Raw genomic sequence first — 15,326 nt, forward strand, 5'->3', positions numbered from 1 at the left:
TCCACTTACGAGGATGATCAATGATAGGAATCATCGTGGCTTCCTCTATGAGATTCTGAAGAGGAATTCCACTATAACCACGGTCCGCCATCAGATATTCCGCTCTCTCCATGGTCGTTTGACGCATGTTTCGAATCAACCTTTTGGCAACGGTAGGTTCCCCCTCTGAGGCCGTCGTCACTTCCCAAACAACAGGCAGTTCATAAGTCGCATCAACCACAAGATGACAACGATAGCCATAGTGTTTCTCCATAGAGACCGTTCCATTTTTATGATGCCGTTTTTTTATAGCCATATCGGCATCACAGTCAGAGCGTCTATCCTTTCTTTGTTTCTTACCATAAGGACTGGCATAGCTATCAATGAACTTACCATCTAAGGCCAAGTTAACACCGAAATTGGGAAGAAGGTTGTATAGTTCAGATATACCAGATGAAACCCATTCTTCAATATCTGGACAAACCTCTTCCAAGTCTTGGATGAAACGGGAGTAAGCAGATTTTGAGGGGGCATGGACCAGTTTTATCGTCCCGTTTTTTAAGTTAACCCCGTGGGTTTCAAAGCCACAGATTTGACGTAGTTGACTGTTCATGTTTAACTGACGAATCAACTGTTGATCCGTTTCCAGTTGAAGAACTATTTTAGCAATATAGGCAATGAAGTAGGACTGGATGCTGTAATCTTTACGACCATGTTTTCGTTTGGATTCTAACTTGTCAAAGAGATCCGTTTCCGGAAGACCATCTAGTACCATCAAAATTTTTTCCAAATCACCTAGTTCCTGATCCTCAAAAAGGTTAAGCTGTGTTATAATTTTCATAGTGAGACCTCGTTAATAGGGATTTTTGACTTAAAACTATTATAACGCTTTGACGTTTCATTGAGGCTCACAAAGGGGAAAAATCGCTACTTACCGTGGCGATTTTTCTTTTTGAAAGTTTGAAAAGCTATGATGGGTAGGGCATAACCAACTACGGGAATGATTCTTATCGTTTTTCTGTAAAAAAATACCTGCAGAGCTCAGCGCTACAGGTATTTTTTTACTATACTTGTTCTTCTAAACTTGGAAGGGAAATGGTCCGTTTGACCCCATCCTTATCTACAAGTCGAACAACTTTGCTTGTTGCATCATATTCGAAAGCTTCAAAAGAAACTTTGTAACGGTCTGAGAGCGTGACCAGACTTTGTTCAAAGGTTTTGAAGTCCATGCCAAACTCTTCTGCTCTTCGTTTTAATTCTTCTGTAAACTCGTCAATTTCCTCAGTTTCTTCAGAAATGATTTCTTCTTCACTTTCTTCCGTCTCTGTTTCTTCTGTTGATTCAGATGGTGTACTTGGTGTAAATACTCCCCAGCCATCGTCTGAAACTGGGCGTTCTTGTGGATTAGTCATGTAGTATTTAACCGTTGCTAGGAAATCTTCTAGACTATACCCTTCAGGACTTCTTGCACTGCCTTGGTCAAACCATTTAAAGGATACATAGTGATAGTGATCTTGATGCGGAATCACTAGAGTCCCGTTGCGTACTTCGGTCGCATAGCCAGCATTGTAGGTCAGTGCTTCGAAAGGAACGACTTTCTTCGCTTCAACTCGGTTGTAAATTTCCTCTGCTGTTTCTTTGGCAACTTGTGGCTGTTCTGGCGTTGTTGTCTCGCCTGCACTTGTTCCTGTTTCAGTTGGTGCAGGTGTTGACGGTGAACTAGAATTAGATTTCTCACGTTGAGCTACCATAGCCTCTGCTGGGATCAGCTCGCTTAAGTAATTCAAATCACTCTTGTTAATCCGACGGTAACCATCTGTAATCACACGTGGGATGCGATAGTTATCCGTACCTATTTTCACTTTTGGATCTAATAGGTCTGCCGGGTCAAAAATATAGCCGTCTTTCGTTGTATATTTTCCTGCTACCTTAGCTTCTGCCAATTCTTCTGCCGAGTGAACAATTTGCCAATTTTTCAAACCTGCACGTTTCTCAATTGGTGTGACATTTTTCGCCAATTCTTCAGCGTCTCGTTTATCAAGAAGAGTTTGTACAGCTTCCAATTCTTCTTTAGATAAATCTTTCTTGGAAATTGAACGCAGAGAACCACCTGTCGCTCTTGGTAGACTGAATGCTTGACTAAAGACAAAACTTGCTGGATCTAGTACGTCTTCCGCCGAGAAGATATAGCCGTCATTTGTTGCAAATTTCCCTTTTGCACGTGCATCCATGACTTCTTCTGCGGTGTGAATGATTTGCCAATTTTTCAAGCCTAAGCGGTTTGCTTTAGGTGTTGCATTTAGAATTGGGGGAACAAGATCCGTTGCTTCTCCATCACCATGTCCACTTGTAGTCCAAGCAGATGGACGAATTTCAGGATGTTGCATGATATAACGGATCGTTGCAATTTGTTCCTTACTCAACCATGTGTAAGGTAGGACGTGGATGTGATCAATGTGTGGAATAATAAAGGATTGTCCAGTATCATAGGTCGCATTCGCTCCCTTCATCGGAATTTGATCCATACCGACCAACATGGCTGGCGTAAGATCTCCTTCTGCAAGCGGTGCAATATCAAAGATATACTGCTTATCTTTTTCTGCCAAGGTCAACTCAGCAAAAGAGATTTTCATCAAATCTAGTTCGTCACGACCATACGTATAAGTTTTTCCACCTACTTCCATTTCATAAACAACTTTTCCAGCCAACTTACGTTTAGCCGTTACTTGTTTGTATTCAAATGCAGGGCGATTTTCTTCTTGAATTGGTTTTACAGGTTTTGAATCATTCCCTTGACTTGGTGTTGTGGGTTTAGCATCGTTTCCTACTTGTTCAGATGTTTTCGGTGGCACTTGTTTGCCCGCCTTCTCATTAACCCATTCCTCTACTTGCTTGATTTCAAAATCTTCGAGTTCGCCAAAACCAACATAATGGAAATGATCTCCATGACTAGCTATCAACCCTTGATCATCAACTGAGGTAATAGAGGATTTGCTAAAGATGTATCCATCACTTGTAAAATATGCCTTACCATCTAACCCTTTTCCATAAGCAGGAATTTGACGTCCCATATAGGAAACTACTTTCCCTGTTGACCGCTTCGGTTGTGTTGGTAATACTGGTTGTGCAGGCGATACCGGTTGCGTTGTAACCGTGCCGATTGGTGTTACTGGACGATTTGGTTGTGTCGGTGTGTGTTGGGAGTGACTTGCTTGTACACCAGAAGAAACACCTGCTCCATTTACACCAATCATTCGAGAAATCTTCTCCTCTAAAGGAGACATCTGGCTGTATGGGATAAAGTGGTAATGGTCGCCGTGTGGAACGATGACACCTGCTGCGGTTTTCTTCGTAATCGTTCTTGGGTCAAATACCAATCCATCCGCTTCTACATGGCGTTGAGATAGCGGCGTTGCATCCAATTGAGCCAATAAACTAGCCAAATCCTGACCTTGCCCCGCACTAATTGTTGTCTGTTGAGCTCTATTGTTTCTATCGCCATATTGACTACCACTAGCCGAGCTCACACTTCCTTTTTGATTCCAGTAATCTTGAGCAGCCTTCAATTCGGCAGCTGATAAATCTTTTTTAGGAATAAAGTGGAAATGGTCGCCGTGCGGAACGATAAAACCATCTCCCGTGTCTTCAATAACATCTGTCGGATTAAAGACATAGCCATCGTCTGTTCTGTAGCGGCCGTCTTTACTATTTCCTGCTGCCTGATTCTTACTGTCAGCAGAAGAGATTCCTTTTTGCCGCTCCACTTCCTCTTTGCTACGAACATTTTTACGTTTGCTAGGGTCTTTTAGATAGAGATAGTATTTCCCATCGACTTTTATGACGTAGCCATCCTGGACTTCATTGATGATGTGACTGTCTTGTAAAACATAGTTCGGGTCCTTCATGACCAATTCTTCACTAAAAATTGCATCGAAGGGAACTTTTCCATTATAATAATGAAAATGATCTCCGTGTGACGTCACATACCCCTGATCAGTAATCTTAACAACAATTTGTTCCGCATCGATATTTTCCTTGGCAGAAACCTGTTCAGGAGTCAATTGCTCCGCGACCCATGATTCTTCCTTTTGAATATCTTCAATATAAGACACTCGATTTTTTTGTTCTTCCATCGCTTGGAAACGTCCAAGCTGATAGCTACAGAGACTCATCCCCAAAACAAGGGCGGCTACGGAGCCAACAACTACTTTTTTCTTCATTTTTTCTCCTTTCGGTCGATAGAATTCGGCCTTTTATTTTAACTCTCGAGCTAATGTTTCTAAGACTTGCTCTAGATTTTCTAGATAGGTTAAATTATTTTCTGGATCTGCTTCAAGAGGATCCAACACTTTTAAGTCCACACCTGTCGAACTCGCCAATGCCTTGGCAAGCTTATCCGAGGCACCTTTTTCTGTAAAAATTGTTTGCACATTGTAGGTGTCAACAAATTCTTTAATTTCCGCCAACTGTCTAGGGCTTGGTTCCTCCTCTGAAACTCCTGCGATTCCCAACTGCTTCAACCCGAAGCGTTGCGCAGTGTAAGAGAAGGCTGTGTGTTGAGTGACAAATGTTTTTGATGTGGCTTTTGAAAAGATTGGGCTATACTTGTCTGCCAACTTTTGCGCCTTTTCCTCCAAGGTTGCAGCATTTTGACGATAATAATCCGCATTCTTAGGATCACTTTCTGCTAAAAGTTCACCGATCGCAACAGCTTCCTGACCAACTAAAACCGGATCCAACCATGTGTGAGGGTCATATAAACTAGCTTCATCAATCCCTTGACCAGCTTCCATGTCTTCTAAGCCTGGAACCTTTGTCAGCGGTAAATTAGTCGAAGCCTCCAAAACCTTGACAGATGAACCTTGCAAATTAGGTTCCAAACGTCCTGCCCAGGATTCCAAAATTCGCGAATGATAGATAAAAACATCTGCATCGTATATGGCCTTTATGTCCGCAGCCGATGGTTCATAAGAGTGTATGCCCTGTCTTGACCCAATCATTCGAACATCATTTTTGCTCCCAGACACTTCCTTAACCAGTGAATAAATTGGGTAAAATGAGGTGACTATTTTCATTCCTGGCTGTACTTGACTCGCTTCCTTCTGAGCCGAGCAAGCTGCTAAAACAAAACCGAATAAGGCAACAAAACAGCCCCTTATCACTTTCTTTAACATAACTACCTCCTTCATTAACCAGTTAACTATATCACAATAATATTAACCAGTCAAGTATTTTTTTTTAAAAGATGGGAGTGGGAAAGAACTCGACCAGTCTAAAAAGATGATTAAACAAAAAAACCCGACAAAGTCGAGTTTTACAATTTACATTATTATTTTACAGTTGCAGTGCTTGTGATCACTTCTACAGCTTTCTTCACAGCGATGTCGTGTTTAAGCATTTCTGGTGAAAGCAAGCTACGAACTTGTGCGACTTCCATGTTGTAAGTTGCTGCCAAGTCTTCGATTTCTTTGTTGATTTCTTCTTCAGTTGCTTCGAAACCTTCTGCTTTCGCTACTGCTTCAACAACCAAGTTTGTCTTAGTGCGTTTTTCAGCATCTGCTTCGTATTGTTTATGAAGGTCCTCACGAGTTGTACCAGTGATTTGGAAGTACATATCTGGTGAGATACCTTGTTGTTGCATACCACCCAAGAATTCGTTGATTGCACGGTGAACTTCTTCGTGGATCATTTCTTCTGGCAATTCAACGATTTCAGCGTTTTCTACAGCCAATTCAAGAGCTGCTGATTCAACTGCATCGTCAAAGGCAACTTCTTTTGCTGCTTCCAATTCTTTACGGTACTTCGCTTTCAACTCATCAAGTGTTTCTACTTCTTCGTCGATGTCTTTTGCCAATTCGTCATCCAAAGCTGGAACTTCTTTGGCTTTTACTTCGTGGATTTTTGTTACGAAGAGGGCTGGTTTACCAGCAAGGTCAGCTGCTTGATAGTCTTCTGGGAAAGTCACTTCAACGTTTACTTCTTCACCAGCTGCGTGGCCTACCAATTGTGCTTCGAAACCTGGGATGAATTGACCTGAACCAAGTCCAAGTGAGAAGTTCTCGCCTTTACCGCCGTCAAATTCAACACCGTCGATTGAACCTACAAAGTCGATAACAACTGTATCGCCTTCAGCTGCTGGGCCTTCTTTGATAACCAATTCAGCCAAGTTGTTGCGTGCAGCTTCGATTTTTGCATCTACTTCTTCGTCAGATACTTCTTTAGTTGCTTCTACTGAAACTACCAAGTTTTTGTAGTCACCCAATTTTACTTCAGGTTTTGTCACAACTTCAGCAGTGATGGTCCAGTCTTGGCCTTTTTCCATAGATACAACGTCGATTTTTGGTTGTGCAACCACTTCAAGACCAGCTTCTGCTACAGCTGCTTCATAGGCTGCTGGCAAGAGTGCATTTACTACATCTTGATAAAGTGCTTCTTCACCGAATTTTTGGTTGAAAACAGCACGTGGCAAGTGACCTTTACGGAAACCTGGAAGATTGATATCTTTCTTAACTTTGTTGAAAACGCGGTCCAATTCTGGTTTGATTGCATCTTGACCGATTGTGAAAGTCAAAACGCCGCGGTTTGTTTCTTTTGCTTCAAATGATACAGACATTCTGTCATTCTCCTTAAAATTTTATTGCATACTCTTCATTATACCACAAATGACAAGGATTTCAACGATTTTATAGCGGACTTTTGGGAAATGGCAGAGCTGGAAGCTAATCTTCTAATCTGGTTGTTGTCCATCATGGGCCAACCACTTGCAGTCAGTCAAGCTCATTTCGGAAAAGACCGCTTCAAAAGAAGAATCTTCTGGCGAGCAGGCATAGATGCCAAAATGGACACCATCTTTAGAGTTTTCAATGCAGAAATCGCTACCCCGTCGGCTCAAACGATAATAGGTTAACTATTACTCATTATTCAACTGACGAATCCAAGTAGCATAACCCCCTCGCTCCATCTCCTCTTCGGTAAATCGATACGGCGAATTGACAGATTTTAATAATCCATATCCGATAAACCTCATCAATATGAACGTTCCAATAAAGAATAGTATTATACCCCAAAAAATATCGGATTTTGTCAGCAATTGATGTGAAATCGTATAGTAAAACCAATAACTACCAATCGTTGCATGTCCAAATACTACTCCAATTTGACCCGGATTGTAGATACGACGAAGTTTTAACGGAGTAATCAAAACATGAACAACAATCTGACCAAATCCCATCAAAACCGGCCAAAATGCTAGCCAAATACTATTCGGAAATAAAATTGGCAATGTGTATGGAATCCAAATTAATGTATTCATGACCATAGCATTATTTGAATTTAAAGGATAAGCATCTATCGGACCTATGTCATTTTTTTGCATCAACATATTTGTAATTGCTGCTTCCCCACCTGGAAATCGATACTCTTCAAATTGATGAATAGTCAAAGCCAATAGATTTCCAATAGCTAGACGTTGAAGGATTGATATATCAGTCCAAAATACCCATAATGAAAGTCCTGAAATAAAAGCAATAATCAGTGCAATATAATCCCAATATTTACGTAAAAAACTCATAGAAAATTCCTCTTTATAAAATTTGTTTTTTCCAACATACTGTTGTATAGTGAAGATTATACATTAGAAAAATAAAAGTTCAACCAACAATATTCATCAAATTGTTGGATTTTGGAGGATAAATGAAGAATTTTTCAAAAAAATCAAATATAACTAGGCAATCTATTCTGACAGAATTTTTCAATGAAATCAAACAAAAAAGAGTCGAAAAAATCACCATTTCTCACCTGGCTCAAGTTACAAACTTAAACCGAAGCACAATATATCAATACTTCTTGGATACGTATGACATACTTGAGCAACTTGAAGACGACACAATATTTGCGATTCAAAATAAACTACTATCAACTCTACAGTCAAAAGAATATCAAGATATTGAACAATTTCTTCCAGTAGTCGAAGAATTTACAGAAAGAATTTATTATCTCAGTCAAACAAGTCAAGGCCATAACTTTAAAGCGAAACTCTTAGTAACTTTGGAACCATTCTTTATTCAATTACATCAGCTTCAAATTCAAGATAATAACATCAATTTTCAACTCTATATTGTTCAACATGCAATTTTTAATGCCATTAATTACTGGTACGAACATCCTGAAAAGGATCTATTGGATTACCTTAAACAGTTGCAACAACTGATTTTTATTCAATAATATGAAATTTTTGAATTACTTGTTTTGATCTGTCTATTCCAGGTATTTTATTATTCAAATTTTAATTAAAGTGAGTTTTTATACTATCTAGCTTCTTATTCTCTAAAAAGTTCATCATACAGTTAAAAGTATCCTCAGACACAAATCATTTCTAACTGTCTTGCCAAATTTTCCTGTTCTGCATTGACCACTTGGGACATATCAGTTGTCGCACCTGTCAAACCTTCGGAATTGTTAGACTCGATGAAACTATGCACAGCTTCTAGATAGTCGATGACCGCGACTGTGCGACCTGCATCTTTCACATCTTCTATAAAAGGCTTGTCCTTTCGGGAAATGGCAGAGCTGGAAGCTAATCTTCTAATCTGGTTGTTGTCCGTCATGGGCCTGCCACTTGCAGTCTGTCAAGGTCATTTCGGAAAAGACCGCTTCAAAAGAAGAATCTTCTGGCGAGCAGGCATAAATACCAAAATGGATTTTTCCACCGCCTTCATGTAGGTGACAAATCCGCATCTGCTCAAAATGAACACCGTCTCTGGAGTTTTCAATGCAGAAATCACTACCCCGTCGGCTCAAACGGTAATAGATTGACTTGACAGAAGCAGGTATTTCCTGAGTTGCCCAGTCTGAAAAGCCGTGATTGGTCACGACACTGCCTAAGTGCTGAAAGTCTTCATTTTCATACTCAATCGAGCCCTTAATCCAGTTTTCCGAATCCTGATAGACCACGACACCACACTGGTCAAAGCGGGTATGACTATTGGAAAAATCTGTCTTAACCGTAAAGGAAAAATACTCTTCCTCCGTATCCATCAAGAGCAGGGGAGCATTGTCATTGACAAAATGATAATAGGTCTTCTGCCACAAGTCCGTATGAGCTTGGGTTGTGATTCTGATTTCCTTATCTGAAATCTGGTAGTTTTCTGGCTCTCGCACCCAGTAAAAATTCTTGATATTCATTTGATTTCCTTTCACTTTTAGACTATTATACAGGCAAAAGAAAAAGAAGACAAGTAACTCTTTCAAGAGCAGGCTGGGGTGATTTTGGGGACTTTGCAGGCCTTGTATCATCAAGAGTAATAGGGACTATTCCTCCAAAAAGTCTATCAAGGCTGTTGAAAATACCTCTGCATTTTGGAAGATAGATCCGTGACCCGCATTTGGATAGATGATGAGTTGGCTGTTTTTGATTTTCTCATGCATGATATGAGAATTTTCAGTCGGAACTTGCATATCCTTGTCACCATTGACGATCAGCGTTGGTTGCGTGATAAAGGCCATATCTTCTTGAAGGTCTTTGCCCCACCGTTTGATTGCCTTCAGCTGTGTCAAAAATCCTGGGACATTCATGTCCTTGTCTGCATACTCAACTTTTCTTTCTCCCATACGACCCAAAACTTTTTCAGCTTCCAGTCGACCCGCTTCATCGTGGTTGTAGAAAATGTAGCGTTTGGGATCCACGCGCTCCAGACCTGCCTTCAGCATATAGCGAAAAGTTTTTCCTGTCACCTTATCGACTTCAACACCGCCACGAGGTCCTGTTCCTGCTAGAATCAAGCGGTTAACCATTTGACTATCAAGACGGACGATTTCTTGGGCAATAAAACCACCCATAGAAAGACCGAGCAGGTTGATTTTCGTATGCCCCAAGGCCTTGATAATAGCAACAGCCTGCTCTGCCATTCCTGGAATAGTAGAAGCTACCTTGCCTTGACTGGCTCCGACGCCAGGCAGGTCTAGGACGATAATGTGCTCTTTTTCAGCCAGTAAATCTAGCAATTTTGGATCCCAGTTGTCCAAGGTTGCGGCCAAATGGACCAACATGACCAAGGGCAGTTTGGACTTCCCCTTGCCTAGTTCACGGTAGGCAATCTGATTGCCAGCGACAGTAATATATTGATTTTTGGTTGTGATATAAGACATGACTTCTCCTATTTTTCAAAACTGAGGACAGTTTTTCCACGTGAGCGACCGTTTGCGACCTTGTCCAAGGCTGCGTTGACTTCTTCAAATGGATAAACGGTGTCGATAGACGGTTTGATTTCTAGCTTGCTGAAAATATCTGCCACTTCTTGCAACTGTTGCCCGTTGCTTTCTACGAAGATGAAATGGTAGTGCACGCCGTAGCTTGCCGCCATCTTGTCAAACTTGCGACCGACCAAACCAAGCAGGACTTGCTTCCATTTTGGTAGGTTCATACGTTTGGCAAATTCGCCATTTGGCATAGCACGGAGGGAAACCAACTGGCCACCTTTTTTCATAATCGACATTTGTTTTTCGGTTTCTGCACCGCCAAGCGTGTCCAGTACATAGTCGATTTGGGAGAGGGCTTTGGTGTAATCTTCTGTCTTGTAGTCGATAAACTGGTCAGCACCCAGTGCCAATACCCGCTCTGCATTTGCCCCGTCACCGTTGGTAATGACGGTCAAACCCTTGGCTTTAGCAATGGGAATAGCCATGCCGCCGACACCGCCTGTCCCGCCTGAGATGAAAATGGTCTTACCAGCCTCTGCACCCATGAGGTCCAGTGCCTGCATAATGGTCAGGGCAGTCAGGGGAACGGCCGCCGCTTCCACATCAGTCAGATAGGTAGGAACTTTAGCGAGGGCAGCAGCCTCTACCGCCACATACTCGGCAAAGGCACCGATGTTGTCGAGGGGAAGACGACCAAAGACACGGTCACCAGCTTCAAACTTGGTCACGCTTGAGCCGACTTCTGCAACCAAACCAACAACTTCATTACCCGCTGTTTGTGGTAATTTGTAAGGGACAATCATCTTGACATCTCCACGAGAAATCATGTTGTCTAGAGGATTGACACCTGCTGCGGTCACTTTGACAAGGACTTGATTGGGTTTGATTTGAGGTTTAGCAATGTCAGTTAGGTTAAGTACGATATTGTTTTTGTTATAAGATGTGTGTTGTGCTGCTTTCATGGTTTACTCCTTTTATTTTAAGACTTGTATCTGATACAAGTTAATGTTTATTCTTAGAAAATCTGACACTTGGTCAGATACGTTTTTGATTGGCTGATTGGTAGAGATTGGTAATGACATTATCCAAGGTTTCTTGCCCTAGTTCTTTTTCAAGTTGCTCTTCAACCTTAGAAAAAATAGGAGACATGGCACTCTCAATGTGCTTACCAACTGGACATGCCTGGTTAGCATTTTGGTGAATTTGGAAGAGATTAATATGTTCTACTTCCTGGGTGGCAAAATAGATTTCCAATAAGGTCATCTCTTTTGGCGACTTACTTAACTGGTATCCTGAACGCCCTTGTTGCGAAGTGATGAGTCCTGCATTTTTCAGAAGTGCAATCACCTTACGAATGTAACTAGCATTGGTGCCAACACTTTCTGCTAAGGCTTGCGAGCTGAGGACTTCCTTGCTCTCACTAATCATGGTAAGAATATGAAGGGCAACAGAAAATTTTGTATCCATCATAAGATATTCCTTTCTGTTCATGTATCAACTACAAGAACAAGTTTAACATAAAATGATCTCCCTGACAAGTCTTTTACTTCATTTTTTTCAGTTACATGATCAGGGAAATATTTACTGTTTACAGGTCCGTACGTTTGCTGATTTCTACAAAGGTTAAGGTTTTATCAATGCGATAAGCCTGCAAGGCAGAAACATATGAAACAAGTTTCATATTTAACTCAGTAGCAACAGTCCGATAAAACGCTTCTCTTGCTGCTTGATTCGCAAAACCAATCATGATAGAGGAATGAAGATGCTCTGATTTTGGATTGTCATGGGCAACATTCGGAGTGTCCCAGCTTGCTTTGTTCCAAGGCATATAGACTTGCGATCTCACTTCTGTAACACCTGCAACTTGTGAAAGTGTCGTCGCAAACTCATCATTGATAAAGTTTTTGAAGTCACCGCTTCCCACATCTTCTTTTCTACGCAAGTATAGAACATCACGCAAGGCTGTCTCTGAGTCGTCACTTGTTTGAAACCATCGTGAAGAATAGGGAAAGCCCATGTGCATAAGCGTTCTACGAAAGACATTGACTTCATCCTGAAATGCTAAGGCTGTTTGTTTTCTTCCCGCAACTGGTGCCAAAAGATTTTCAAAAGTCACTTCTGCGATACCATCAATGCGGCGATCTGGCGGAATCTGAGTATCCAATCCAGCTACCTCAGGCCAAAAACTATGCTGGGTTTCACTTAAATGTTGCTGACGGTATTCAAGTAACCCCGGTGACGAGGCAATGATCTGCGAATGAGGACCCGACCAATAATCCATTCCCTCTTGGCGTGGTTTATCTTCTCTCATCCAGAGTAAAATAGAAACTGAAAATCGTTTTTCATATTCTTTAGTCATTTGTATATCCCTTTTTTGAGTTGTATCAATTACAAGAACAAGTTTAGCATAAAGAAATCTACTTGGCAAGGAGTTTGTTCAAAAAAATCACAACCATCTGGCTGTGACTAATTTTTCCGTATCTGATCTTCCAGATAAGCCGCACGGGCTCCGCCAATCAATTTTGGACGGCTGGCAAGGGCTGTAACATGGGCCTGGCCGATCTCACGCAAGCTCGGTCTAATTGGCACTTGGACGTGCTTGATGTGCATACCAATCGCCGTATCACCGATGTCCACACCCGCCTGAGCGGTGATAAATTCCACTTCGACTGGATCCTTCATATACTTGAAGGCCGCCAACTGACCAGAGCCTCCTGCATGAAGGGTGGGCAATACATTGACCATTTCCAAATCTTTCTGAATAGCCAATTCCCGCTCCACTACCAAGGCACGATTGAGGTGCTCACAGCCTTGGACAGCTAGGTAAATTCCCTTGGGAGTTAAAATATCCAGAATGGTTTCGACAACGGCTTCACCAACTTCCAGACTGGAATTTTTGCCAATATGCCCACCATTGACCTCACTAGAAGACAAACCCAGTACAAAAATCTGACCCTTTTGAAGATTGCTGAGTTCTAAAACTTCTTCGACAACTTGCTTAGTTTGGTCTTTAATTTCCTTTAATGACATGATTTACTGCACCAATTCTTTCTATTGCCTGAGCCAAGATATAACCTAGTACCAAACCAACTGTGTTTTGCAGGGTATTGCTCATCAGACTTGTAACAGCGTCAGCTACATTATACATGAAACTAGATGCCACAAAATAGCCACCAATCATGGAAAGACTGGCAAGAGCAACTCCAATCAAACGTTTCTTACCCGTCCATCCTGCAAAATAACCCTGAGCACCGTGGAAAAGCAAGCTAAAGAAAGTCCACTGGGGATAGCCCAACAAGAAATCAATCAGAAGCCCTGACAGTCCGCCGACAATGGCTCCTTCTTTCTTACCCAAATAAAAGGCTGTAAAGAAAACTCCAACATCCAGCAGGGATGTAAAGCCGTTTGGAGTTGGTACATGGATAAATGCTAGAACCAAGGTCAAAGCTGTTAGAATGGCCAGCAATACAAGTTCTTGCGTCTTTTTATTTCTCATACTGAATTACCCCATATTGATCTGATTTTAAGATGGCTGCATGGACAAAGTCCTTGGACAATTTGACCGCCTCCAAAGAGTTCTGACCTAGCAAAAGCTGACTGGCAATGCTGGACGCAAAGGTACAGCCTGCCCCCACATTGTTTTCTGAAAGCAGGGGCGACTTAAGCACCACCACTTCCTGACCGTCGTAGAAAACATCGACCGCCTCTGAGCCACCCAAGCGGTTGCCCCCCTTGATGACCACCGACTTGGCACTCAAGTCGTAAAGCGCCACCGCCGCCTGCTCCATCTCTTCCACCGTTTGGATGTCTTTTTGGAGCAATAGCTGAGCTTCTGCCAGATTTGGCGTGATGATGCTGACATAGGGAAGGAATTTCAAGAGTTCATCCCTCAGCTGGCTGACCTCGGTATCATGCGTTTCCTTGCAGACCAAGACCGGATCCAAGACCACTGGAATGTCCTGATGAGCCTTGATAAACTCCAAAGCCTGCTCTGCTATTTCCACAGTCGGAAGCAAGCCAATCTTAATAGCTGAAAAGGGCACATCCTTCAAACTAGCCAACTGCTGGGCAAACACCGCCGCATCTGTCGGAATGACCTCAAAACCTTTTTCCGTCATAGCTGTCAAGCAGGTCACCGCCACAAAACCATGCAGGCCATGGACTGTGTAGGTGGTCAGGTCTGCATGGAGGCCGCCACCGCTGAAAATATCATTGCCCGAAAGCGCCAAAATATACTTAGTCTTCATAGATAATCTCCTTTAGATAGAGGCCGTTGCCTGCCGCAGTTGGACCTGCCAAGCCACGATCTTTTTCTGCCAAAATCCGCTTAATCTGCCCCACAGGCATCCGACCATTGCCAATTTTCAGCAAGGTCCCCACCATATTCCGCACCTGCTTGTACAAAAAGCCATTGCCTGAAAAGGTAAAAATCAAGAACTGGCGCCGCTGGTCGTACTCCATGGTCGCCGCCGTGATGGTCCGCACCTTGTCCTCGACTGAAGTCCCTGATGCCGTAAAGCCTGTAAAGTCATGGGTCCCCACTAGGTCCTGAATAGCTTCTTCTATCAAGCCCAAGTCCAAATCATAGGGATAGAAGGTCGCATAGTGGCGCATCATGGGATTCTTGGGTCGGCCAATGTCCACCAAAAACTCATAGGTCTTGCTGTGCTTGGCATAGCGGCAATGAAAATCATCCGCCACCTGCTCCACCTGGACCACATCAATGTCCTCAGGGGTTTGGGTATCCAAGGCAAAGCGGAGCTTCTCAGTGTCTCGACTGCCAGCCAAGTCAAAGTGTATAACCTGACCGTAGGCGTGTACTCCCGCATCTGTCCGACCCGCACCATGAACGGTTACTGGCTGGCCACTATTCAATCTTACTAACGTTTTTTCGATTTCTTCCTGAACTGTACGAGCATGGGGCTGGCGCTGAAAACCAGAAAAATCATGTCCGTCGTAGGAAATAATTGCCTTATATCTTGTCATGTTTTGATTGTAGCACAGGAAAAGTATGTAAACAAGTCATGAGACATCAAACTGTCCTATGACAGATTTCCTGTCTCAAAATTGACACAACCTCCCAAATACACTATAATGAAACTGAATATTGCATCTTAGAATTTTTATAAAATAGTAACGAAAGGAGGAAA

At 42.3% G+C, this 15,326-nt stretch carries 16 protein-coding genes and 1 pseudogene; 1 reads left to right on the top strand and 16 read right to left on the bottom strand.

Features of this window, described 5'->3' with window-relative positions; translation table 11 throughout:
• The 6 genes and pseudogenes from ODU55_RS04735 to ODU55_RS04760 all read right to left on the bottom strand — a co-directional run.
• The coding region (locus tag ODU55_RS04735) for a transposase (protein ID WP_398582050.1) at positions 1-820 on the bottom strand (820 nt) is incomplete at its 3' end.
• Between the two features lie 223 nt (positions 821-1,043).
• Entirely contained in the window at positions 1,044-4,199 is a 3,156-nt protein-coding gene (locus tag ODU55_RS04740) for a pneumococcal-type histidine triad protein (protein ID WP_398582051.1), read from the bottom strand.
• Positions 4,200-4,232: 33 nt separating this feature from the next.
• Complete coding sequence (locus tag ODU55_RS04745) at positions 4,233-5,153, bottom strand: metal ABC transporter solute-binding protein, Zn/Mn family (RefSeq protein ID WP_105119332.1); 921 nt, start codon at positions 5,151-5,153, stop codon at positions 4,233-4,235.
• A 155-nt stretch (positions 5,154-5,308) separates the two neighbouring features.
• Positions 5,309-6,592 (bottom strand): trigger factor, encoded by a 1,284-nt coding sequence (gene tig, locus ODU55_RS04750; protein ID WP_398582052.1) that lies wholly within the window; start codon positions 6,590-6,592, stop codon positions 5,309-5,311.
• 114 nt (positions 6,593-6,706) lie between these two features.
• Positions 6,707-6,880: pseudogene (locus tag ODU55_RS04755) on the bottom strand (DUF1349 domain-containing protein); the annotation flags it as partial.
• A 9-nt stretch (positions 6,881-6,889) separates the two neighbouring features.
• On the bottom strand, positions 6,890-7,549 hold the full coding sequence (locus tag ODU55_RS04760) for an HXXEE domain-containing protein (protein ID WP_398582053.1): 660 nt from the start codon (positions 7,547-7,549) through the stop codon (positions 6,890-6,892).
• Positions 7,550-7,671: 122 nt separating this feature from the next.
• Between ODU55_RS04760 and ODU55_RS04765 the strand changes: the two genes are divergently transcribed.
• Entirely contained in the window at positions 7,672-8,202 is a 531-nt protein-coding gene (locus tag ODU55_RS04765) for a TetR/AcrR family transcriptional regulator (RefSeq protein WP_398582054.1), read from the top strand.
• A 134-nt stretch (positions 8,203-8,336) separates the two neighbouring features.
• On the opposite strand, the gene ODU55_RS04770 is transcribed toward ODU55_RS04765, so the two are convergent.
• The 10 genes from ODU55_RS04770 to truA all read right to left on the bottom strand — a co-directional run bounded on the left by ODU55_RS04770 (position 8,337) and on the right by truA (position 15,162).
• Positions 8,337-8,585: a hypothetical protein gene (locus tag ODU55_RS04770; RefSeq protein WP_398582055.1), complete on the bottom strand. Its 249-nt coding sequence runs from the start codon at positions 8,583-8,585 to the stop codon at positions 8,337-8,339.
• Entirely contained in the window at positions 8,563-9,162 is a 600-nt protein-coding gene (locus ODU55_RS04775) for a DUF1349 domain-containing protein (RefSeq protein ID WP_398582056.1), read from the bottom strand. Before ODU55_RS04775 ends, ODU55_RS04770 begins: the two co-directional genes overlap by 23 nt.
• Before the next feature lie 126 nt (positions 9,163-9,288).
• Entirely contained in the window at positions 9,289-10,125 is an 837-nt protein-coding gene (locus ODU55_RS04780) for an alpha/beta fold hydrolase (protein ID WP_398582057.1), read from the bottom strand.
• 8 nt (positions 10,126-10,133) lie between these two features.
• Positions 10,134-11,138: an NADP-dependent oxidoreductase gene (locus tag ODU55_RS04785; protein WP_398582058.1), complete on the bottom strand. Its 1,005-nt coding sequence runs from the start codon at positions 11,136-11,138 to the stop codon at positions 10,134-10,136.
• Between the two features lie 73 nt (positions 11,139-11,211).
• Entirely contained in the window at positions 11,212-11,643 is a 432-nt protein-coding gene (locus ODU55_RS04790; protein WP_398582104.1) for an Rrf2 family transcriptional regulator, read from the bottom strand.
• Between the two features lie 121 nt (positions 11,644-11,764).
• Positions 11,765-12,535: a hypothetical protein gene (locus tag ODU55_RS04795; protein WP_398582059.1), complete on the bottom strand. Its 771-nt coding sequence runs from the start codon at positions 12,533-12,535 to the stop codon at positions 11,765-11,767.
• A 107-nt stretch (positions 12,536-12,642) separates the two neighbouring features.
• Positions 12,643-13,206: a TIGR01440 family protein gene (locus ODU55_RS04800; RefSeq protein WP_398582060.1), complete on the bottom strand. Its 564-nt coding sequence runs from the start codon at positions 13,204-13,206 to the stop codon at positions 12,643-12,645.
• Positions 13,187-13,672, bottom strand: coding sequence for an ECF transporter S component (locus ODU55_RS04805; RefSeq protein ID WP_398582061.1), 486 nt, complete (start codon positions 13,670-13,672; stop codon positions 13,187-13,189). Before ODU55_RS04805 ends, ODU55_RS04800 begins: the two co-directional genes overlap by 20 nt.
• Positions 13,662-14,423 carry a bifunctional hydroxymethylpyrimidine kinase/phosphomethylpyrimidine kinase gene (locus ODU55_RS04810; RefSeq protein WP_398582062.1) on the bottom strand — a complete coding sequence of 254 codons (762 nt, stop codon included), beginning with the start codon at positions 14,421-14,423 and terminating at the stop codon, positions 13,662-13,664. The genes ODU55_RS04805 and ODU55_RS04810 overlap by 11 nt, the downstream gene beginning before the upstream one ends.
• Positions 14,413-15,162, bottom strand: a complete 750-nt coding sequence (truA, locus tag ODU55_RS04815; RefSeq protein WP_024410345.1) for a tRNA pseudouridine(38-40) synthase TruA — start codon at positions 15,160-15,162, stop codon at positions 14,413-14,415. The genes ODU55_RS04810 and truA overlap by 11 nt, the downstream gene beginning before the upstream one ends.
• Positions 15,163-15,326: the final 164 nt, after the last annotated feature.

The organism is Streptococcus sp. 2022WUSS037 (assembly GCF_044427225.1).
Lineage (GTDB): Bacteria > Bacillota > Bacilli > Lactobacillales > Streptococcaceae > Streptococcus.